The following is a 22,800-nucleotide window of genomic DNA, read 5'->3' as shown; positions in this document are numbered from 1 at the left end:
CATCAAATATCTTCTCAAGTAATTCAGAAGCGGCATCAAGGATTTTGGAAGGTTCATTAAACCCTGGTGCAGTTTGTACATAGCCAGTTACCTTTAATACTTGCTCCACATTGTCAAGACTGCCTATGGCTGCTTTTAAACTGCTAAGTCCTTTTAACACACAGAACTCAGCAAGTTCCTGAGCCTGCTCGACTGTAACATCTCTGCCCACTTTACCTGTATAAGGAACTTCACCATTTATTCTAGGAACTTGTCCACTAATATAAGCCACTCCATTATGAATCATAACGGAAACATAACTATACAAAGGGGCAACAGCCTCAGGTAACTCTAAACCTAATTCTTCCAAACGACGTTCGATCGCACTCATATCAAAAACTCCATTCGCAATGTTAATTAAGTTAAAAATATACTTATAAACTAACTATTCCGGAATACACAGTGAAAACCCTTCTTGCTTAGAAAAAAATTCTTATTACATTAACCTGCCCCGTTAGTTAAGTAAGTTCAACAAAAAAAGCTTTAATTCTTCTTGGATCAACGCACCCGATATTTGAAGAGGGGTAATTTTATTGGTTTGACATTAACCAATTAACAGCTTCATTTAAATCCTCCGCTATAAAATCGGGCTTTAGTTCTCCCCACCGACCAAAAAACTCATTGTTTATGTATTTATCAAAGGTTTCTTTACCACTACCTGTTTTCACTAAAATTTTCTTACATCCAACTTCATCGGCAGCTAATAAATCAGTCCATCTATCCCCAATTACTACACATTGATTTAAATTAAAGTTATTATCTTTAGCAGCCTTTTTTAGCATTTCTGGAGAAGGTTTTCTACATTGACATCCTTCATTATGCTGGTGTGGACAGAGATAAATTTTATCAAAACCAAAATCTTTGAGTTCTTCTTCAAAACTTTGAAAGGAGGCTTCTCCCTTAGAAATTCCAGGTTGATTTGTAAAAGAACAAATTAAAACACCAGACTTTTTCAATTGTTGTATTGACTCTGCAACACCGGGGAATAGTTCAAACTCCCCAGGATAAACAACACTATCACTACCTCCGATTGTTCCATCCCTATCTATGAAAACTGCTTGTATGTACATAGCTAAATTACCTCCGGAATCAATGTATATTCATAATAATATTCTGTAATATACAATGGAACTCCTGTGTATTTTAGGATATTCTTCTCCAAGTAACCTGCCCGCGTTAGTAAAATAAGAACAAGAGCTTCTTAAGCAGCCCAATGTTCTTCAACTCAAGCACCCGTTAGTGGAATAAGAATCAGCTTTTCTTAGCTAGTTTAATCGAAAGAAAACGGTCATAATTAATTTGTATTCAGTCGAGTATAAAATTTTAAAACAATTCTTATGTTAGGAATCAATGAATGCGTCTATAACCTTGTCACAAATATCATGATGAGCGGTCCCGTCAAAATTGAGTAAGACAACTACCCCCAAGTTAAGTTCAGGAACCATTGCCATCAGAGACCTTACAGCCATTTGACCGCCTCCATGTTCTACAACTTTGAACCCTCTATACACGTCAGTAAACCATGCAAGTCCGTAGCTTCTGACTTCACTTCCGAACCTCCATTCCTCACTGACAGGATGAATAGGATTCTGCATTTCTTCGATTAAATCTGTACGTAAAATATTCGGCTCTTTATTTAAGTGAAATGCTAAATATTTCCCTAAATCATTTGCCGATGAATACAAATAACCAATTGGAGCTGAAATTGAGTTTTTTGGAAAAGGTGTTTCTATTTTATGTTCGCCCAAGTAATATCTTGCACTATTTAAATCTCCTTCAACTTTATCTGAATCGCTAGTTGTCCGTTCCATATTTAAGGGAGTAAGGGTTTCATTTCTAAGATAGTTTTCCCAATTGGAATCTGTCACTTTTTCGAACAAATCTGCCAATATTACATACGAATCTGTACAATAATTCCATCCCTCTCCCACCGGATACTCCAATTCAACTTTTTGGAACCATTTCGTTACATCTTCTCTGCATTGTACACTTCTAATCTCATCTTCTGTAAGATTGTAATAGTCTAATGCTTCTTGAAACTCAGTTGGTGTTTCAGAAAAAATTTCTCTTACATTCGGAGCTATCATATTTGCAATTCCTAAATTAGACGGAAAACCAGCCGTATGAGATAAGAGATGCCGTATCGTGATTGTATCACTTTGTTGTTTATTTTTGGTTCTGAAGTATGGTAAGTATTTAACAACAGTATCATTCAATGAAATCAGGTTCTTTTCAACAAGTTGCATTATCGAAAGTGCCATAAAATTCTTTGAAATACTTTGAATGCTCATTAATGTATCTCCATCAATTGGTTGGCTTAAAGGCTGAATCTGTGAGTATCCAAAACCTTTAGAGTAAATAATGTCTGAGTCTTTTACAATTGTGACGCTCAACCCAACTCCCTGATGGTCATTTAAAATTCCATTGATATAATCCGTTATCTGATTGAACTTTTCGTTTAAATGCCCCATGCTAACCTCCATTATTAATTTACTTAATTTTGTTTGAAATAATTTTATTATTGTTATTACTTTTCAACTAACCTGCTTATTTACTCTAATACGGTTGACACGAATAGAGGTTCCAATTTATAGAGAATTTTGCACTTAAGATTATTTAACTCTAATTTTCTTATTCAACTAAACTGCTGCGTTAGTTTAAGTACATTCTTTCACAAACTTATTCTATTAGATGTGGGGTAGCGGTCATAAAATCACTTTAGATAAATCAACCTTTACCTTTAATATATCCCTATTTATCAATATTAGTTTAACCCGTTTCTATGCACAACTAATTCGTTTAATAACAATAGTATTATGTACGACTTCGTTGTTTTTGCCCACGACACTTTTTATTTATAAATACCAATAGAAAATGAAAAAAACTGGTTAGTTAATCTAACCAGTTTTCACGTCACGATTGAGTTGTTCACGTCACGACTAAGTTGTATACGTCACGCTTGAGTTATTTACGTCACGACTGAGTTGTATGCAAACTGTCCAGTGACATTATAGTTGGTAACTCCAAAATTCAATAACAGCAACGAAAATACGTATGTTTTAAAAAACTTGAATTTACATTATAGTTGGTAACCCATCCAATCGTACTTTAAGGTTTTTACATTATAGTTAGTAACCCAATGTTATGGTTTTGTTTTAACTTTTAAATACACAATTATAATATTGATTATTTCGGAAAGCGAATTTTTAACTAAAGCACCCGTTAGTTGAATAAGATTAAGAAAATAATGGAGATTAATATTCAAATCTATAAGAGAAGATGGAACTTCATAATAAACAGTAATTATTCTTCAAACACTTCTAAATGTAATAAGTCACTTTGTAATTCAGTTGTATACCACCCTTGTTGGATAATATAACCTTTTTTACGTACGAAATATTTATATTCCACTAGTGGTTCAGTATCAAATATTACACCTATATAATATGGATTCGAGGATTCATAGCCGTCCTCACGATGAGGCACTGTCCTATATTCCCACGTTTCCCCAGGGTACTGTTCTTCCAAATGCATCTGTATATAACCTACTTTTTTTTCGATTTGCATATCAATCCAATATGGACGTGCGAAATAAAAGATACCAAAAGACACCAAAAATAAAATAGCCAATCCCAGTTATTTTTCTCCATTTTCCTTTCAAAATAAAAGAAACTAATAGAATAACAAGTAAAATTCCACCGACTATCATCAATTCAATTAATTCTATTGGATGCAATGAATACCCCCCCTTTAATTCCATTTTGCTCTATTTTCGTTTAAATCGTTCATTTTCCTTTTAAACTAACCTGCTGCTTTAGTTCAATAAGAAAAAAGAATTTACCCCTTCTTGAAGTAAAGCACCCGTTAGCACAATAATATGGTTAGTCATTGTAATATCATACTTTTTAAGAAATCAATTTTTTTAAGATCTTTATCATTATTTTTATCTGCTCGGTAACTATCCTTAGATGAAGACTCGTAAACAGATAGATATTGCTCAGGATTTAGTAAATAATACTTTACTTCCCCCTTTTGATGTAATTCTAAATCCTCTAATTGTACTCCTGCGAAATCTGGTAACGTGTCGATGATACCAAATTCAACGGATAACCCTTTTTTAGAAAACTCATGCTCATGCAAATCAATTAGGGTATATTCCATTGAAATCATGATTTTCATAATATCATCCCAGTTAAATATAGACATTTCAGGAGGTACTTCCCATCCTCTTTTATCTCCAGATACATGAATATCTAAGTCTTGGGCATCCCACCCCTGACCCGTAACGATTTCTAAACCAACTGAACCCATTAACAATGGAATAATTTCAATTTCATTTAGTTTTTTTGCTATTTTAATAAACTCATTAAACTTGTTATTCTCCATTTGTTACTCCACCTTTTGCTTTTTTGTAGTTATTCATTTGTTTTGTATATCTCGATGTTTTTGTATGCTTTGATTTTAATTCTAAAATAACTCGTTTAATCAAATATATTTATCTTTCAATTGATCGCTGCCAATGCCTCCAATAACCATTAAAATTAGCGGTAAAAAATTAGTAACAACTTTTGGTAAGCCTTCTAGTATAAGAATATTTGTACCGAAAAAGTGATTTAATGCGATAATGATTATTTTTGACACTAACAAAAAGGCACCTAATAAAAACACACTATCTAACAAAACTTTCCACCATGGATACGCCAATTTCTTACTATCTTGAATTACTTTCTCTTTCAACTCTTCATCACTCCTTAATAGTTCGTCTATCGTAATACCAAATAAATCACTCAGATCGATGATTACCTCGATATTTGGATAGTTTTTGCCTGTCTCCCATTTTGAAACGGACTGGCGACTAACATGAATCTTTTCAGCAAGCTCTGTTTGTGACCAGCCTTTTTTTCTCTTTCTCTTTTTAAGCGTTCACTAAAAATCATATTTCTCATCGCCTTTCCTTACAATTTCAGTATTAAAGATGTGAGTAGATGAAGTAAAGCTAGTTCTAGGTGCATCAAGGCGCAACCTTAAGTTGCCAAATAAAATGTTCCCATATATATTGACGACTTTCAGCATTTTAACAGCCCACCAGTATTCCACAAATGACCATCTAGAAGCTCAACGATTTTTCACTAAAGCACCCGTTAGTTGAATAAGTATCTTTTTTTCTATTGCACATTTTGTTCGTATTGTGTATTATCACCCTCTCTAATTTAGTCTTTCTTGCTATTGCTTTGGAACAAATTTTAGTATCTTTAATTTTTTTTTACTAAGCCGTATAATTTTTCTATTCTCAAACGTCTATTTATTGTAAGTACATTAGGAGGGAAATTATATGGAACTAAGTAATAACATTAACAAGGTTTTTTTGGATGAAGCTCGAAAATTAAGAGATGAATTTGAAGAAATAGTTTCAGTATACTCATCAGACCTGTGGAACTATTGTAAATATGTAACTGGTTCCCCTTGGGATGGCGAAGATCTTTATCAAGAGACAATGATAAAGTCCTTTGGATTGCTACCCCAACGTTGGAGTGAGATTACTGATAAAAAATACTATCTCTTCAAAGTTGCAACAAACACCTGGCTGGACCAATGTAGAAAGCTCAATCGTGAAATAGGAACTTTAGATGAAGTACCTGAGCCAAGTCTTGATTTTTCAGATCGTCTATTATTGGAAGAGATTCTAATATCGTTGGAGTCGAATTTGACCATTAAACAAACAGCAGCATTTCTACTATTGGATATTTTCAAGTTTAGTGCAGATGAAGTAGCTGGGATTGTCCAAAGCACTCCAGGTGGTGTATATTCTTCAGTTCAACGTGCGAGAAGAAAAATAGCTTCTTTGGATTTTTCAGAATCAAAAACTAAAATAGATACACAAAGTCATAACGTAACCATTCAAGCATACTTAGAAGCCTTTAATAATGGAGATTTAAATAGTATGTTAAGATTATTTAGTGATCAAGCACAAAATGAAGCGTTCTTTGGATTCCAGGAATTCTCTAAAGAGGAGATGCGAAAAGGTTCTCTAAGATTTGGATTGCCTGGCCATACTGCTAAAGAAATAGAACTTTGGGGTAAACCAGTTATTATTGTGCTAACTAATAATGACCATAGTCCTGAAATACATGACATTCAAACACAAGAGATTGAAAACGGTAAAATAGTAAGCCATAAAAGTTATTTTTTCAGGAAAGAATTTATTTTAGCTGCTGCTGAAGAACTTGGAATAAAGGCACAATTAGTAAAACCACCAGTAAGTTGGAATTAATTATTTTGAAATGTCAAAAGACCTCTTCGGTTCTTTCTTTCAAAGTTTGTTCATACTGCTAATGTTTTTTACGATTTGTTGAATTAGTAAAAGAAAATTAAAACAAAGGGTGGAATGTTAATGAATTCAATCGCTTCTCCAATTACCTGTAAGGTAAATAATGTTTTTATCCATGTTAGTGACTTAGAAAGGTCTGCAGAATGGTACAGCAAACTACTTGGAATACCCTTTAATAATGATAATGTTTCATCTCCTGTTTACAATATCCCTATTACAGCTGAGACTGGACTTACTTTAGACGACCATACTTTCGATCCGAGCTTTATACTAAATCCTTCAAACCATGTTTTATTTAATTTCTTCGTCAAAGATATTGATGAAGCATACAAATTTATCAAAAACAATGGAATAACAGTTGTTAGAGAAATAGAGCGTATTGGTGATTTTGCCTATTTTAACTTTCTGGATTTAGATGGAAACGTATTAATGATCTGCAACTGTTAAAAATTTTTGAGCAAAGGTTAGATTTATCTACCATTGCTCTTTTTTTATTTCTCAGTTTGTGTCGAATGCGACATAAAAAGAATGGAATTTCATATCCCTTCTTCAACTAAACTGCTGCGTTAGTTCAATAAGAACAAGCTACTCTTACAGGCAGCCAATTGTATAATTAAAGCACCCGTTAGTGGAACAAGAACGATGGAACAAAAAAGCCAACTAATTGTTGACTTAATTTGTTACAGTTTTTTCTTGTACTTTCTGTTTTTTTTCCTTCTTACTTTGATATTGTATTGGTGCCTTCTAAAATTCTCATTTTCCAATGATGCTTTATACTGTCTGGATGAATCATTTTCTTTACTTGTTCATTTAACGCCTCCACGGAAAACCCCTCGAAAAGAAAAACCCTAATATAATACCAGGAAATTTCTATTCAACAGTATTTTATATCACGATTTCCTATTCAGACGTTAATCCTATCTAAAGAATTAAACCTTTCTAAGTACTCCCTTAACAGAATGGTTATCTCAACTTAAATTTTTAATTCTAAAGTTATATAAATAAAAGGCAATTACAGGGAAAATGTATTACAATATGAGTAAGCATAGTTAATTATTAAATGAACGGGGGATCACAAAATGCATCTCAATTTAAATGGTTACAAAATGATATACTTTTTAGAAAATTTATTAAGGGAATATTGTGAAGAGTATTCTAAAAAAGAAGATTTAAGTGAAGCAATGAAGTTAAAATATAGCGAAACAGCATTGGCAAATAACGAGGATCCCAATGAATATCATAACCTATTGAAATATTCACATCTAGGTGAATTGGTAGATTTCATTAGAAGTAAAAAATTTAAAGAAAACAAACAAAATTCATTAGAGCATGTAAATATTTCTGTTTTGATTAAGAGACGTAATGATATTATGCATTCGAGATCTATTACACATATTGAAATGGATAAAATTTCACAATCCTGTGATGCTATATCGATTGCTTTAAAAGATAATAATTATAATACAAAGTGGAATAAATTCATTTCCACTGATATCAATGAGTATAGAATTCCTTTAGTACATATGGTGTATCCATTAGGTAAAAATTTTGATAAATTAATTGGTCGTAATATAGAGTTGATTGAACTAAAAAGAGAAGTAACTAGACCCACACCAGTTTCAATAGTTGGGCATGGTGGTTTAGGAAAAACAGCATTAGTTCTTCAATTAATAGAAGATTTTCTTTATTCTCCGGATATTCCTTTTGAAAATATTTATTTTATGAGTTTTAAAAATAGTGCCTTTGAAAATGGAAATATTAGACGTTTTGAAAAGGCTATAAATAATCATAGTGATCTAATTCTTAAGCTCGCTACTTTTATGGGAATTGATACAAAAATGTATGAATTTAATGAGATTGAGAACTTAGTCTGGGAAAAAATGTTTTCGGAAAAATCACTTTTAATTCTCGATAATTTAGAAACTGAAATAGTTAAAAGTAACCTAAAAGAATTTACAGATATAGCACAAAGGTTCATCGCTGAATTTTCTAAACCATCGAGATTAATTATAACAAGTCGGTATGGGTTAGGTGACAGGGAATCCAAATTACCATTGCACCAATTTAAAATTGAAAATACAAAAGATTTGATTAAAAGTTATTTAAGTGAGGCAATTCTTGAAGAGAAAAAAATAAAACAGGATGATTGGGACTGGATTCAAAGTTATACAAAGGGTAACCCAGGACTTATTATTGCTTTTTGTAACACTTTAAAATCAACCCGTAAGAAGGTAATGGACCTGAGGGTAGAATATCATACTAAATATACTGAAGAGTCAAAAATCCTTCATAACCAATTGGAGGAATTTTTAGTATTTTGCTTTGAGAACACTATCGAAAGTATGGCAATTGAATCACAGAAGTTTCTGGCCGTTTTATGTTATATTTGCTCGGAGGCAAATATTGCTGAGATTAATGAAGAATTTCTTACATATCTAAAAGATGAGGTCGGTTTAAAGGCATTAGGGGAACATAATTTAAGATCTCAATTATTCACAAATATTGGTTTTTTACAACCAATACCTTTATCTGATAAATATTATGTAAATGAGCTCTTTAATAATTATTTAGATGGGAATTTTTCCGATAATGTATTTAATGTATTTAAATTAAAAGAACTTGAATGGTACTCAGAAATAGAAGAATTAAAAACGCATATTAACGAAATTCAGTTTGATGAAGAGGTATCAATTGGAAAACTACTTTCAAAATTATACTTATCTAAATACCAAAGTAAAAATGATAGGAAATTTTTGATACAAGCATTTTTCTGTGAGCCAGATTTAGATAAGTTGATTAAAATATTTAGTTCTTCAAATCAAGTAGAAATCCTAAATAATTTTAATTTGATGAATAAAGTCGATGTGAATTTAAAGAGTAAAGCTGAGAAGATTAATCAAGAGAAAATCCTATCTATCACAATAAAGTCTTTAGTTGAAATCAACAGAATGATATTATCCGGAAAAATTAATAAGATAAGACAAAGAGATTTATTAGGTTACTATACCCAAATGGAAAATAATATACCAATTCTTAAAAATGGAAGCATAAGTCTTAATATAAAAAAACAAGCATGTATACTCTTAAATAATGTTAAAGAATACAAGAAAGTAGAGTTTCTTGTTAAAAATGAACCAAAATTAATAAAAGAACTATTCATTTCTTATATGAAGCAAGTTGGTGATGCATCTGGAATGGATAGAAAAAAATGTTTAGAGAATATCGAGAAATGCAGGGCGATTATTAAACAGTATCCAAAGGATATTCCTACAAACTTGACTGCACAATTCAAATTATATTGTTCAAGATATTTTAAAAAAGAAAATCCCTTAGAAGCTTTAACATTATTGAATAACTATGAGGAATATTATGTTAGCGACGATACGAGTGCTACTATATTTTATTTAGAATCTCTTTTAGTTCGAATGGAATGTTTAATTAGCGTTAAGGGCGATATAAATAAAATATTAACTTCAAGAGATAGGTTTGGCAAAATATTCTTGGGATCACAAGCTCAAAATATTTTCAAAACAAAGCGAGATAAAATGCATGAGGATTTCAACAGAATTGAAATAAAAATCAAAAAATATCAAAAAATATCAAAAAATATCAAATAGTAATAAAAATATTGAAGGTTTTTTTGAAGGAGGAAAAGGGGTTAAGTTTTAAAGGCTAACCCCTTCAGAAAACATGTACCAAAACCAAAAGAAACATCGAAATGACATTATTTTTAGGTATTAATTAAAGACCATTTATTTAGCAAATTAGCACTGCTTTCAGCAGTGCTTTTCTTCTGGCACAGGGATTACTTATGGTGGGTTTACCGTAATGATGGCTAAATGAGGTTTTTGGGAAATATAAAATTTTTAATGTTCCTTAATTTTAGGAATCTCGAAGAGTACTGAATAAAATTTGCAACCGACTTTAGGTTACATGTATCCCTGCCTTTATCCTATTTGGGACCTGTATGACCAGCAAAGACCTACGAATTGTTCCTTTACAAGAGACTCTACCTGGGTTACCTACAGTAATTAATATCTAACCGAAGCTTCTTGTTCAATTATCATCTCGAGCTGAATTGCAAATTTCTATTTAAGTCCTGACGCCCTTGGGACTAGTACTTTCTTAAATAGTTCTCATCTGGTGAAATCAACCTTATGTCGGGATCAATTTCAAGTACTCTTGCTTTACCTCCCTCAATTTCATTGATAATTTCACTGTATTTGCTAATAAAAGGGAACTTCATTTTTCTATGGTCATTTATTTCTACAAGAATAATGTCCATTTTATCAGGTGCTATCCAAAGAACCCTTAATAAAGATTCTGGTTTTAATTCATTATCCAAAAGCTCTATAACATTATTTTCAAAAAGTAATATATCCAACATCTCCACTCTAACTAATGTCCCTATTAATAAATTGTTGCTGTTCTTCTAAATTAAAAATTTGCAATGGTTTCGATTCTTTTATTTTTACTTTCATATCAGTTCCCCATTTTTTTATTGCAAGCATATGCTTCAAAATAAACATACTCGTTCCCGGTTCAATTCCAAATTTATCATCACAACGTAGATAAATTTTACCAATGGATGTTGAACAGTTATCTTCAGTAATTTGTAGAAATAAGGAGTTTCCAATCAAGTCTACAAGTTCTTCATCCACTCCTGGTCTTGTATCTAAATATCTTCCCTCGTGCAACCACTCTATATTTGAAATTAAATTCTTAGGCAAATTGTTACCTAGAATAATTCCCCAACTAACACCTTGTTCTATAAAAAACCTACTTTCTATTTCAAATATCTCTAAGGTTCTTTTTGTAAGCTTTGAGGCAGGCTTTACAGTTCTCACTATATCTATCAAGCCTTTTGGAGTTTTTACTGTAATAACAAAATCTGTAGTCATAACTACAGGCACCCCGTCAACATTGGCATGCTTGATTCCTAATTGATATGAGATCTCTTGGGTACTTTCCAGTGGGGTTAAAGGGAACTGTTCTCTAATGTCTACAACTTCATCCACCCATTCAAGGAAATAAAGATACATTCTTTCAAAATTAGAGAGCGTATGATGAATTCTCTTCGTTTTCCAACCTAAGTGACGGGTCAACCCACCCTTGGTAACCCACTGTCTTTCTTAATGTTATGTTTTTAGTTTTACTATATACAATAATTTTATATTGTTTGACTAGTTCGAGAAACGAATATTCAACTAAAGCACCCGTTAGTTGAAGAAGAAATTTTTAATTTTTTATCTCAATTTTTTTTGCTCCAGCTTGAGAAGGATAAGATTCATTAATACCACCATCAATCCATATATCCACTTTGTGACCTACCTTTAAACTACTGGTATCTTCATAACTTAGGAAGATAAGTGAAATCCTTTCATTATCCACCTCTTGAATTTCGTCAATTGTTTTATCTTTAATTTCTTCATATTTTTCCGAAGTAATATCTTCAGCAACCAATATTCTTCCTTCCTCTACTTCAAGTATATAACCTTCTATCTTTAAATCCTCGTCTTTTGGTGTGGTTATATTTTCTGTACATCCAGTTATTAAAAGAATAAAACTCAGCGAGATAAAAATTGTACAAAAATACCGTAAAAATTTCATTTTATCCCTCCTAAAAATTACATTCCTTGTTAAACTAACCTGCTGCGTTAGTTTAAGTGAAACCCTTCACAATCATTAGCTATTTTAACATAAGTATCAAAAAAAAAATCACCTCTCAGTTAAACTAGAGAGATGATTTTAAAATTTCTTTATAAATATCAATAACCGACTTTAATGTAAAGTTACATTATAGTTGGTAACCCAAACCACCTCTTAATAAAGATATTAGATACAGGTCTTAAACATTACTAGAAAGCCATTTTAATTCATCTATTCATTCCATTTATAAGTTTGCTCATAAACTCAATATTATTTACTACAAGTAACATGATTTGTTTTCTTGCACGAGTCACTGATTGATAAAACATGCGTTCTGGATCATAATGATTTTTTCCTCTTACAGCAAGACCACCGTCTTCACCATAGTAAAAAGTAGGTCCTACTAAAACAAGAACTTTATCAAACTCTTGTCCCAGAACACCATGCGCATTTAATCCTCTGTATAGTCGCATCCGTTCGATTAAATGACCATTCCAATTTTCTCCTGTATAGTCGATAACCTGCCATCCTTCTATTTCCAAGCCTTCTGCAAATCCTCTAGCTCGATTAATCTCATTAAAGTAATGAATAGCTATATTATCGGTATTATTACAATACTTCATATGATTTAAGTTAAATAAACCTTTAATAAATGCACCAAGCTCTTTATTTGTTCTAATCTTTTTACTTAATATATATGCTTCACTATCTTCCAAGGTCATGAGTGTACGTTTATTATCGTAATCCCATTCTTGAATAGAGAGGATTTGTCTTGGATCAATCGAGAAAATGCAGAATATATCATTTTCAATTACATATCTAATAAGATAGTCAAGTTGTAAAGGTCTCATTCTTTGAGTCTCATCAACAAAGATAAATTGTGGTTTGATTTGCTCAATCCTTTTACACTCTTTTATAGGAATGATGTTCCATTTATATTGTTGATTCAATATCAAATGCCCCGTATTTAATGTTCCTGTGTGAATGATTACAATATCATGATTCACACTAAATTCTTTTGCTAAATCGTAAAGCAATAGTGTCTTCCCGGTTCCTGGTAGACCCTCTATAATTGTAAATTTTGCGGAACTTTTTAATATAGCATCCTTAAACTCTTGTTGTTGTTTAGTCAAAAAATAAGAGCCATTATTGAACCTTTCACTATCATTGAAGGGGGATACTAGATAATCAGATGGATCAAATAAGTCGTCTAAATTCGAATGGTGCTCCAACTTTTGACTAGTCAAAAGTTTTTCAAATACATCAAATTCTATTTGTTGAAAGTTTTCATCATCATCTAGTTGATAAAGGCTGTTATGTTCTGCGACATAAGTAAATGACTTTATTTTCTTGCCTAAAGAAGCTAAATAATATCTATTCTTAATTAATTGTTCCTTTGCATCTTCTTCCTTTAAGATAGATTTTATTTCAACATTTAAGATATAATTCTTTCCAAATCTAAGTAAATCAAATTCTTTATCTAATTGAGGTATCTTGTAACCCAAATAAAAATACCCAAAATATTTATTTTCAATTGTTAAGTTGGCTATAAACTTTGAAATCTGTTCTATTTCATCTTCTCTTAAATCAAAATCGAACAACCTCAGAAGTTCATTAAAAGTCTCTTTTGATAAATCGTTATAACTGCTTACTAAAGAGTTTAAATCCATTGGTTTTTTCAATAATTTCACCCACACTTTTACTATTGCTATATTTAGTATATATTACCATATAACTATAATTAATAGTGAGTCTATGTAATTTATATTAAAGCTAACTCGCACCTAGATCACAAATACAACAATCTTCCCCTTCAGTCTCTAGTGAAGATGTAAGTTAAACACTATTGATTCTTTTCAACTCATTGAAATTCATAATAAGAAACTATAACTTTTATCATCTAATACTAAAATAATATTCTGTATCCTCATGACAGTCCAAAAAGGTTGATGAATACAAAGAATTGAGAAATTAGGGATAGGTAATTAGTAAAATTAAAAATGGTTTATACTCTTGGTATAATGAGCTTAAGAATTCACATAATAAAAAAGACTGAGCGGTGTGCAACCCCAAACAGTCTTGTAGTAAAATAGCATCACTTCAAAGGCGATTAGCTCGTTAGGCGAGTAAACCGTTCCAAGTTTGTAGGCTCAGGGGCGGTTTTATTACTTTGTGCTTATTGTCTCAAGTGCCTAAAAACAGGTCGTATTTTCAGAAATATTTTTATTACAACTAATATGTTTGTATCGTTGACACTAACTATATTATTACACACCTATTTTTTTTATTATTATTTCTTTTAATTGATTTAAAGCCTCAGTTCTTAATCCCGCTTTTTTAGCAACTTTCCATACTTTTAATATCTCATTATTTATAATCAGCTCTTCAATACTTAAATCAATCCTACGAATTTGAAATTGTTCTGTTGTTTCTACAACCCTTTCCAATTCTCTTTTGGTTTTTGGAAGTTTTTCTATCTGTTTTTCAATCAAAGATAATTTCCCTATTCTTCTACCTATTTCAGTCTTAGTTATACGAACTTGTCTTATAGATATTAATTGGTTTGCTGTTTCCCTTACCTCTATTGCCATTTCCTCATCTCTATCATTCCAATTAATACGAATCTTATTAGAGTCTTGAGTAATATTATTGTATCTATTTTGATTTTGCATTAACCAGTCTCTATCATGCTTATACAACCAATTATATACTGATTTCCTTAACGGAGATGTCTTTTCATTTTTAACAGTTATCCATTCGTTTCTCTTCGTTATTATATAACTATTTAAGGGCTTTAGTTTGCTCATGGGTATATTCTTATCAGAGATCAAGATGTTGGCCTTTTTTTTAACGGTCTTCGGATCTACACCTAGTTGTCGTGCTTTTTCCCTTAGTGATAACTTTTCATTTTCCCATAACTCCCAAAGTTTATTTTGCCAAACATCACCAAACTCTTTAATACGACCAATGACCAATTGAGCCGCCTCAGACTTATCAGGACCCCTTCGTGAATAGACAAATCCACATTCACAAGAAAAAGTTCCAACTGGTTTCCCTGTATCCGAGCATCTTGTAATAGTACATAATGAAATTATTTTCTCTCCAAAATGACTTGAAGCTTTATTTAAACACGGCCAGGGGCCATTGAAGAACGGATTAACTAACGGTAAAGAAAAATCATGCTCGTTCATAGTAGAAGTTATATTCATACCCAAAAAACCATGTAATAATATATGCCTAAGTGGGTGAATCACCTCATCAGAACTTCGCAACAATTTATGTAACCAAGTATGCTGTTTTCCTTCTTCCACTTCACTTCCCATTATTGCTAGTAAATCACGTCCATAATAATTGTTAAAACTTTGGATTAGTTTAAAGAACTTAATTCTTCCCCTCGCCGATAACATATTATTATTCTGTAGTTCTTGTAAATACCTATTCCTTATATTATCCCTAATTACAATCTTATCTGAATTGTAATGTAGTAAATAAAAGGAATTCTGAGCTATAAATAAGTTGATATGATTTTCTACAATTACCTCGTCAGTATTAATAATTTCAGTAATCATATCTAAAGGAACAAATTCATGCTTATTTCTTCTTTGAGAATAAAGAACATTAGTCTTACATAAATTGATTTTATGCTTATAGCAGACTGTAACACCAGGAAGTTGGTGAGAACGCTGCCAATAAGCTAAACCATATTTCACCCTATTTTCACTTGCGCAAATTGTACAGTACTTTAAACTTTTGGATGGTTTTACCCCATTAGCTGTTAGACCTAAGAGCATGTGTATTGAGCTCCCATTATTAAAATACATTTCTTGCTTAATAATTTTTAGTCGATTACAGGGAATAAAATGACTATAATAAGGCATTAGTGTGTGATCTTGGAGCAATTGCTCTTTGCTGATAACATTACCAGGAATACGTGAGCATAATACTTCTAGCATGCATGGTAAATCAATTACAGAACATACTGTTTCACACCCGAATAAATCTCGCATGGTCTTTTTAAAATTTTCATTTCCCGAATAAGTATGATATCTTGCTAATGCACTATACAATAATTCGTCTGGATAGAGCGTGGGAAAAAAGTGCACTTATTAATTCTCCTTACGGCGAGTTAATTTGATCGATTTGATCCTCTAACCATTGTATAACCGCAAGTGAACACTTTTTATACATCTTAAATCTATTTTGAATCAATTTTAACGATAAAGTTTTATATCTAGACTCATTAAACCACTTAACCACTGCCGGAAAATTACGAATTAAATATTGATCGTCTGTTTCTAAACTATTCTCTATTAAGTGTGTTGTCTTTGGAAGATACTCACTAAAACTATAGCAACGGGCCTGTGCAAAACTTGGTAGTGTTTTAAAGATTGAAGCTTTTGTAATCTTCGTTTTAGGAGGGCTCTCCCATAATCTAAGTATGGCTCCTGAAATTAGTTGGTACATTTCATCATCTAAGGTCTCTAAATTGAGTGATTTAGGCAATTTTCTCTTGGGAGGCAAATGAAGTTCCATCCAAGCACTATCGTACTTCATTACCCAATCATATCGATGAATATTGTATTTTCTAATTTGAGGTCTATTTGCTCGCTTACCTAGAATTCTAATAGCTTCGAGAACAGTCTCTTTACATAGTTCTAACTTTGAATTGTCGCCAGTTACCGCTATCTCAAGTTTTCCTTGCAAAATCTCATTATGGGCACTTTTCTGGTCTGTTGCTGACAAGTTATTTTGAATCTCTTTCCTATATGGCCTTAAATACTTTCTAACGGTTGTTCTATTTGATTGAAGAAACTCCGCGATTTGAGTAATATTATACCCATTCTCATAATATTTTTTTGACCGATTAATAAATAATGTGCCCATTGTTTCAATTGAAAATAGATTTTCATCTTCCTCATGAGGAAAACTTTTTCTATAATAAGTCATTCCGCAATGATTACAAGTAAAATAGCCAGTAATCCACTCATGTACTTTTCTTGTACATATATTTATTACCCTTTGATTATACTTGGGGCATATTCGGTTATTACATATCCATGGGCCATACCCGAATGGTAATGGGAAATAATAAGTTTCCGCCTGTTTTAAGAAGTTATCCGTATTACCTGAAAGAAAACGCATTAATAAAATGTAAAAAATAATTTGCTTCCTCATATCGTCTAGAGTGAATAGAGTTGGCATTACTCTAGTTTTCAAAAGCTCTTTAATATTCAAACCCAGCTCAATTAGAACTTCTTTACCATAGTAATCAACCATATCGAGAACAAGATCTTTCTTAAAAATCACTTCTCCCTTAAAATGAATGTATCCTCTGTTTCCTAAGAGAACCATTAATTGTTGATAAACATAGTTTAATGATAATTTGTTAGATGACATAAGTGTTTGGAGATCCTCTAAAAATTCATATTTAAAGGTATCCATCAATTCTGGTTCCGTGTTTTCATTAATAGCATGACCATTCGAACAGGTGGGTTCCAATAACAATAAATTTGCATTACTACTTGCAAAAGGTATATCGCATTGGGAGCAACTATGAATAAGTTTAATTTCATGAATAGGACAAACGGTTAAAAAAGAAAATTGATGAGTTCTATGCACATATACTTCTCCAAACCTTACATAATCATCACTTAGGCAAGACGGACAATACCTAATATTTTTTGATAGAAACTGGTTTTCCAATCTTTTATTTATTAATCCTAAACCTCTACTAGAATTGTAAAATCTATTTGTTATTGTGTTATGTAGTTCTTTATTTACAAATGGTCTAAATAGAGGATAAAATGTGTGATTATCAACAAGGTTTGTAATAAATTCTTCCGATACTCCAAGCTGATTGATAACATTTATTAGGTTTTGAGGGTACATAACCATGGTAGAATATGCTTTTCCTAATAATTCTTTTCTATTTTTCAGATAAGATGAATGTGGGGAACGTAAATGATATCTAAATAAAATACTTCGAAAATCTTCATCTGGAAACATAGTTGGAAAAGATACAATATTGGTCATATCGAGCCTCCTCAATCACTAATAGCGAATTCGTCATATAAACCAACCAGCCCAGCATCGCGGAGTGATTCATCAGTGGTTTTATTTTCATTTAAACCTTCAAGAACCAAGAATCTAATATCATCATGATCATAATTTCTAGGCTGTTTTTTCCTTTTTTTATTTTTGTTATCTATTTGCTTATTATCCTCTACGTCAGCTATAATACCTTTGTTTTCCAATACTAATTTTGCTATTTCTGCATACAACTGCTCATTATCTTCTAAACCACTGTTTTCTCTTTCCACTCTTATTGCATACTTTTTAGCTTCTTCCTCTGTACAACCCATCCTTGCAGCAAAACTAGTTAATTGTTCAATCAAAATTTTCTTATTTCTTTGCAATAAAATTCTTTTATGTTCTTCCGACATCTGACCGTCAATTTGGATACGGTGACGAATATCCATAAGATAACTATTAAATGAAATCCAGTCAGGTTTTAAATCATCAAACTCATCGGGGTTTACTTCCTCACCATTTCGTATACGTTCAAAAATAGGCTGTACTAGTCTTAATGTTTTATTAGCAACTATCTCTATCATATCGACATCAATTTTTTCAGTATCACTGTAAAGAATTGCATGGGATTGTATATGCATAAACAGTTTGACCGCAAAATCTGGTATTCCTATTGTATGATAATACATGGCAGATTTAATTTCAGGAGTTATTTCAGTGAAGCATTTGGTATATTGCAGATCCCATAAACTTTCAATAAACTGTTCCCATTCCCATTCATCTTTCATTCTGTCCGTGATATTTTCTCCATAGCTATCTGATACTCCCCTGCGAGTATTCGCTAAGCTTGTTTTAAAGATATATAGAGCTTTAAAAGTTCCGATAATTATAATTGGAATACCTATTGAATTAGTTAATTCTGTAATGAAATCAATCATCTTCTCATCTCCGCCTGAGTGAGCACGGTTTACTCTTTGAATTTCATCAATTACTAAAACTCCTAAATTTATTAAGCCAGCAACTTTTGCCATACGTTTAGCTAATACTTCAATTCTCCCATCCTTTTCTGCTAAATCCGCATAGTATGTGGTGCCCAACAAGTCATCTACAGCTGTATAAAAATTACGACACAGAGCACCTATTGATTTGTTACTAGGACATTCAATTTTAAGCCAAACTACTTGTTTACAAGTTAATTGATTATTCTTGTAGCTAGTATGATGAATCACTTGAGGAATTAACGATAAAAGTTTATCGTATGACTTAGATTTCCCCATGCCACTTAATCCAATTTCTGCACACTGTTGAGCAGTTTGAATTTGTCCGAGTAAATTCATTCCTTTTTCATCAGTTCCATGTTCAAATATTTTGTCATATCCAACAGAAAGATGCCTGTGATATAAAGGTGTCATAGGATTCCTAGACTGGTAACCAATTTTTATCATACTATATAAGTTTCTATATTTATTGAAGTGCGACGAAATGGGCAGCCAAAAACTTGGTTTTATTTGTTGTACCAATTCAATTCTATCTTCGTCATCGAGGCTTTCTATATTACCATTGAACATTGGCACTGAATATAGCAAATCATAGAGTTCTTCTCGCGACAAACGATTAGGAAGTGCCTCAATAAAAGGATTCCCTATATTTTCAGGTACGATTTGGTCTTTATAATCTGCTTTTACTTGATAGCCCTTTAAATAGATAAATCGATCACTTTTCACTTCCACGATTTTCTCGACGCTCCTTGTTTTTAGACATCAGGAAAAGCTGCATATCTGTCATTTTTGTATTTTCGGATAGACGCTTTGTATTTTCACTATTACTTGAGACCTCATTACTTACATGTTGAATATGTTCCTCTCTCTTAACTGTAGTCCATGCATCCTCACTAGAAGTCATCCTCTTGTCTAAATTACGTGCAAGTCGCTTATTCTTAAACTTTCCAGATTTCGGCATTCCTCTTTGTGCATCACTTGTTTTCTCTTTCTCAGATAAAGACAAACTTTCTGCAACAGCATCTAGGGGTCCCTCTATATTTACCCGTTGTTTTTTTAACTGTTTTAGCTGTTTATTCTTATAACTCATTAACACGTTAACATCATTGAAGTGTAAATCCCTATAATCATTGAATTTTGGTGTTAGGAAGCACTGTTCAAATGTTCCATCCTTTAAACTAATAAAGATACTACTACAATTTCTAGGATCATAATTCACAATTACTTTTTTTTGTCCATAAACGCTCTCTTGTTCAAACCACTTTTCCTCAAAACCTCTATCTGAAGAAAAGGTCATTTTCTTAAAGATAATACCACTTCTTGTTACTAACCCTTCTCCTTTTGGTAGTAATTTTAGTCTAATTAAATCCCGTGGCATTTCGTGGAGGAGATTCTTTTTTAAACCCCAATTCCACATTCCCAATGGAGTTAATTCAACTTTTTCCTCAAACATCTCCCTCGTCATTAGATATTCATCTGGTAAAGCAGATTTGTTAAACTCAAGGACAAATAAAATAGTCAATTTCGAAAAAGCCTCGATTGTATGGACTGCATAGTTCTCTGGGTTCTTGTCCCCTCTTTCTCGATGCTCCTTTCGAACGGCACTAACGGGTATGGATTCTCGTATTCTTGCATTATACCTACGAAATTGTTGTTCAATATATGGCTTAAAATCTCCACGATATGAAGGTGTATTTCCGACTCTCACATTAATGTCCACTAAATTATTTGAGTTTCTGCTTTTATGTTCTCCACGGTCTCCAACAATAAATTTAGGCAAATGAAGGCAAGGCCAATCTTCTTCCGTTATTTCTATTCCAAACCTTTTACAATACTCTACTTTATTAGTAGAAGCATTTTCTAAAGCTACCATTTCTTCTTCCCAAGATGGGTTGGTGCAAATGTTTACACCGACAATCATTCGGGACATAACATCTTTGACAAAGTATACATGTGCCCTTCCTATTACCGTTTCTCTATCTAACGACACAAGAATTACATCTGCTGGAGTCGAATCAATCTCATAATAAGCACCTGGACCTTGAACATTTTCCTCTGGCGTTCCCTTAAAAGCTCTTGCATTCATCTCTGCTTTCCGCTCACCATACCTCGCACTGTATTTCTGCTTTTTGTTAAAATTGTTTTGATACCAATGGCGAAACATTCTTATTGTTGGACATTTCTCGGGTTCTACTATGGGTACCATTTCGTTAAATTCTCGATAAAATCCTGTATTATACCTATGTTGTAAAAGTTTTTTATGGGTTTCTGTAATAGTTAATCCTTGTTCAATATGGAATTTTTTTATTGCCCAAAGGAAATTTTCCTTGTCTTCATCGCGGATAATATATTCGTTTCCATCTTCAGCTTTTGGACCAGCTTTCTTATCAGAATATTGTCTATTATTTACACCACAATCAAGGTAATTATTTAATAGACCATTAATCGATTTTCCATAAAACCAGTATTTTTTTATCCATTCATGGATAGTTTTTCTTTGTTTTCCTGTATTACTCATTACCTCTCTAACCATTAAACCTCTAGATTCTGGATAGTATATCTCTGGTTCTTTCGTAACTATTGACTTTATTATCTCCCACTTAATATCTCTGCTTTCAATATGCCTTTTCGAATATTCTTCATCGGCTTTAATTAACCTTATATCTGGCTCTATATGATGTGTTCTTGCAACTCCACCTTCAATTTGCTGGATTAAATCTTGATAAGAACGAAAATAGGGAAATTGCATTTTTTTCTTGTCTTTTATATTTATAAGAACTACTTCACTACGATCCTCAGAAATCCATAATATTCTTTCCAACACTAATTCTTGGTTGGAAACATTCTCAAATTCTATTATGGTATTTTCAAATATATGCATAATAACTCACCTCATATTTTTTATACTACTGTCCATTAACAATCAAAGTTAGAGGTCTATTTTCTCTTATAAGCAAATTCATATCTGTTTTCCATAATTTATTTACCAACATGTGTTGAACAATATATAAAGATGTACCAGCCTCCAAACCAAGTTTCATATCGCATTTCAAACAGTTTTTACTTATAGAATCTTTTGGGCTACAAGAGTCAAGAGCTTTAAGTAAAGGATCACAAATTAAATCTATTATTTCTGAGTCAACACCTGGCCGTGTACCTAAAAATTTTGCATCATACATCCAGTCTATATTTTTAATCATATTTATTGGTTTTGGTGTATCAAATACCATTTTCCAACTTATACCTATCTCTTGGAAATACCGCCTCTCTATTTCAAATAATTCTAATGTTCTCTTTGTAAGCTTTGTTACTGGTTTTATAGTTCTAGCTACATCAGTTATTTCTCCGTCTTCATTTACAACACTTAACATAAAATCAGTTGACATAATTACCTTCTCACCTTTGTAATGTGGATGGCGAATATTTAACTTATCTGCAATTTCAATAGTCAGTTCTATTGGGGTCAACGGATATTGTTCCCGAATATCAACCACACTGTCCGACCATTCCTGAACAAGAAGAAACTGGTATTCATGTTTGGAAAGAGTATGATGGATTCTCCTTGTTTTCCAACCAAGCGTCCTTGTCAACCACCCCTCAGAAGCTACCTTATTGTCATTTGCTTGTATAAAAGGTGTATAGTCTTTCCCTCTCCCCTGGCCCCTCCCATCATTCAAACGATTTACATGTGACTTACTAACACTACTATTACTCATTTAACAACCTCCAATATAATAAAAGGCACATAACGGTATT

General features: G+C 32.2%; 17 protein-coding genes and 1 pseudogene. 3 read left to right on the top strand and 15 right to left on the bottom strand.

Going from position 1 to position 22,800, the window contains the following annotated elements:
* From PGC35_RS21530 to PGC35_RS21505, 6 genes and pseudogenes are all read right to left on the bottom strand, one after another.
* The coding region (locus PGC35_RS21530; protein WP_375220644.1) for a RidA family protein at window positions 1-370 on the bottom strand (370 nt) is incomplete at its 3' end.
* Window positions 371-569: 199 nt separating this feature from the next.
* On the bottom strand, window positions 570-1,109 hold the full coding sequence (locus PGC35_RS21525; RefSeq protein ID WP_375220643.1) for an HAD-IIIA family hydrolase: 540 nt from the start codon (window positions 1,107-1,109) through the stop codon (window positions 570-572).
* Window positions 1,110-1,379: 270 nt separating this feature from the next.
* Window positions 1,380-2,510: a serine hydrolase domain-containing protein gene (locus PGC35_RS21520; protein WP_375220642.1), complete on the bottom strand. Its 1,131-nt coding sequence runs from the start codon at window positions 2,508-2,510 to the stop codon at window positions 1,380-1,382.
* A gap of 832 nt (window positions 2,511-3,342) precedes the next feature.
* Entirely contained in the window at window positions 3,343-3,669 is a 327-nt protein-coding gene (locus tag PGC35_RS21515; protein WP_375220641.1) for a hypothetical protein, read from the bottom strand.
* Window positions 3,670-3,924: 255 nt separating this feature from the next.
* On the bottom strand, window positions 3,925-4,425 hold the full coding sequence (locus PGC35_RS21510) for a phosphoribosylanthranilate isomerase (protein WP_375220640.1): 501 nt from the start codon (window positions 4,423-4,425) through the stop codon (window positions 3,925-3,927).
* Window positions 4,426-4,524: 99 nt separating this feature from the next.
* A pseudogene (locus PGC35_RS21505) lies at window positions 4,525-4,976 on the bottom strand (helix-turn-helix domain-containing protein).
* Window positions 4,977-5,371: 395 nt separating this feature from the next.
* Between PGC35_RS21505 and PGC35_RS21500 the strand changes: the two are divergent.
* The 3 genes from PGC35_RS21500 to PGC35_RS21490 all read left to right on the top strand — a co-directional run bounded on the left by PGC35_RS21500 (window position 5,372) and on the right by PGC35_RS21490 (window position 9,984).
* Window positions 5,372-6,310 (top strand): sigma-70 family RNA polymerase sigma factor, encoded by a 939-nt coding sequence (locus PGC35_RS21500; protein ID WP_375220639.1) that lies wholly within the window; start codon window positions 5,372-5,374, stop codon window positions 6,308-6,310.
* Between the two features lie 120 nt (window positions 6,311-6,430).
* Window positions 6,431-6,814: a VOC family protein gene (locus tag PGC35_RS21495; protein ID WP_375220638.1), complete on the top strand. Its 384-nt coding sequence runs from the start codon at window positions 6,431-6,433 to the stop codon at window positions 6,812-6,814.
* A gap of 632 nt (window positions 6,815-7,446) precedes the next feature.
* Complete coding sequence (locus PGC35_RS21490) at window positions 7,447-9,984, top strand: ATP-binding protein (RefSeq protein WP_375220637.1); 2,538 nt, start codon at window positions 7,447-7,449, stop codon at window positions 9,982-9,984.
* Between the two features lie 497 nt (window positions 9,985-10,481).
* Here PGC35_RS21490 and PGC35_RS21485 read toward each other — a convergent pair whose 3' ends face one another.
* From PGC35_RS21485 to PGC35_RS21445, 9 genes are all read right to left on the bottom strand, one after another.
* Window positions 10,482-10,751 carry a hypothetical protein gene (locus PGC35_RS21485; protein ID WP_375220636.1) on the bottom strand — a complete coding sequence of 90 codons (270 nt, stop codon included), beginning with the start codon at window positions 10,749-10,751 and terminating at the stop codon, window positions 10,482-10,484.
* 10 nt (window positions 10,752-10,761) lie between these two features.
* Window positions 10,762-11,472, bottom strand: coding sequence for a TnsA endonuclease N-terminal domain-containing protein (locus PGC35_RS21480; RefSeq protein ID WP_375220635.1), 711 nt, complete (start codon window positions 11,470-11,472; stop codon window positions 10,762-10,764).
* Window positions 11,473-11,605: 133 nt separating this feature from the next.
* On the bottom strand, window positions 11,606-11,977 hold the full coding sequence (locus PGC35_RS21475) for a YobA family protein (protein ID WP_375220634.1): 372 nt from the start codon (window positions 11,975-11,977) through the stop codon (window positions 11,606-11,608).
* Window positions 11,978-12,243: 266 nt separating this feature from the next.
* Complete coding sequence (locus PGC35_RS21470) at window positions 12,244-13,707, bottom strand: ATP-binding protein (RefSeq protein ID WP_375220633.1); 1,464 nt, start codon at window positions 13,705-13,707, stop codon at window positions 12,244-12,246.
* A 576-nt stretch (window positions 13,708-14,283) separates the two neighbouring features.
* The gene (locus PGC35_RS21465) at window positions 14,284-16,119 is read right to left on the bottom strand and encodes a TnsD family Tn7-like transposition protein (RefSeq protein ID WP_375220632.1); all 1,836 of its coding nucleotides are present in this window, start codon (window positions 16,117-16,119) and stop codon (window positions 14,284-14,286) included.
* 13 nt (window positions 16,120-16,132) lie between these two features.
* On the bottom strand, window positions 16,133-18,049 hold the full coding sequence (locus PGC35_RS21460; RefSeq protein ID WP_375220631.1) for a TnsD family Tn7-like transposition protein: 1,917 nt from the start codon (window positions 18,047-18,049) through the stop codon (window positions 16,133-16,135).
* Between the two features lie 11 nt (window positions 18,050-18,060).
* Window positions 18,061-19,776 (bottom strand): ATP-binding protein, encoded by a 1,716-nt coding sequence (locus PGC35_RS21455; RefSeq protein WP_375220630.1) that lies wholly within the window; start codon window positions 19,774-19,776, stop codon window positions 18,061-18,063.
* Window positions 19,760-21,925, bottom strand: coding sequence for a Mu transposase C-terminal domain-containing protein (locus tag PGC35_RS21450; RefSeq protein WP_375220629.1), 2,166 nt, complete (start codon window positions 21,923-21,925; stop codon window positions 19,760-19,762). The genes PGC35_RS21455 and PGC35_RS21450 overlap by 17 nt, the downstream gene beginning before the upstream one ends.
* A gap of 25 nt (window positions 21,926-21,950) precedes the next feature.
* On the bottom strand, window positions 21,951-22,760 hold the full coding sequence (locus PGC35_RS21445) for a TnsA endonuclease N-terminal domain-containing protein (RefSeq protein WP_375220628.1): 810 nt from the start codon (window positions 22,758-22,760) through the stop codon (window positions 21,951-21,953).
* Window positions 22,761-22,800 lie beyond the last annotated feature (40 nt).

The sequence above is a fragment of the Psychrobacillus sp. PGGUH221 genome, assembly GCF_042055255.1.
Classification (GTDB): Bacteria; Bacillota; Bacilli; order Bacillales_A; family Planococcaceae; genus Psychrobacillus.
This window is presented reverse-complemented; position numbering and strand designations above follow the sequence as displayed.

Coding starts and splice junctions, on each gene's coding strand:
- PGC35_RS21445 (WP_375220628.1), bottom strand. CDS start 22,760: ATGAGTAATAGTAGTGTTAGTAAGTCACATGTAAATCGTTTGAATGAT.
- PGC35_RS21475 (WP_375220634.1), bottom strand. CDS start 11,977: ATGAAATTTTTACGGTATTTTTGTACAATTTTTATCTCGCTGAGTTTT.
- PGC35_RS21520 (WP_375220642.1), bottom strand. CDS start 2,510: ATGGGGCATTTAAACGAAAAGTTCAATCAGATAACGGATTATATCAAT.
- PGC35_RS21510 (WP_375220640.1), bottom strand. CDS start 4,425: ATGGAGAATAACAAGTTTAATGAGTTTATTAAAATAGCAAAAAAACTA.
- PGC35_RS21525 (WP_375220643.1), bottom strand. CDS start 1,109: ATGTACATACAAGCAGTTTTCATAGATAGGGATGGAACAATCGGAGGT.
- PGC35_RS21460 (WP_375220631.1), bottom strand. CDS start 18,049: ATGACCAATATTGTATCTTTTCCAACTATGTTTCCAGATGAAGATTTT.
- PGC35_RS21500 (WP_375220639.1), top strand. CDS start 5,372: ATGGAACTAAGTAATAACATTAACAAGGTTTTTTTGGATGAAGCTCGA.
- PGC35_RS21490 (WP_375220637.1), top strand. CDS start 7,447: ATGCATCTCAATTTAAATGGTTACAAAATGATATACTTTTTAGAAAAT.
- PGC35_RS21495 (WP_375220638.1), top strand. CDS start 6,431: ATGAATTCAATCGCTTCTCCAATTACCTGTAAGGTAAATAATGTTTTT.
- PGC35_RS21450 (WP_375220629.1), bottom strand. CDS start 21,925: ATGCATATATTTGAAAATACCATAATAGAATTTGAGAATGTTTCCAAC.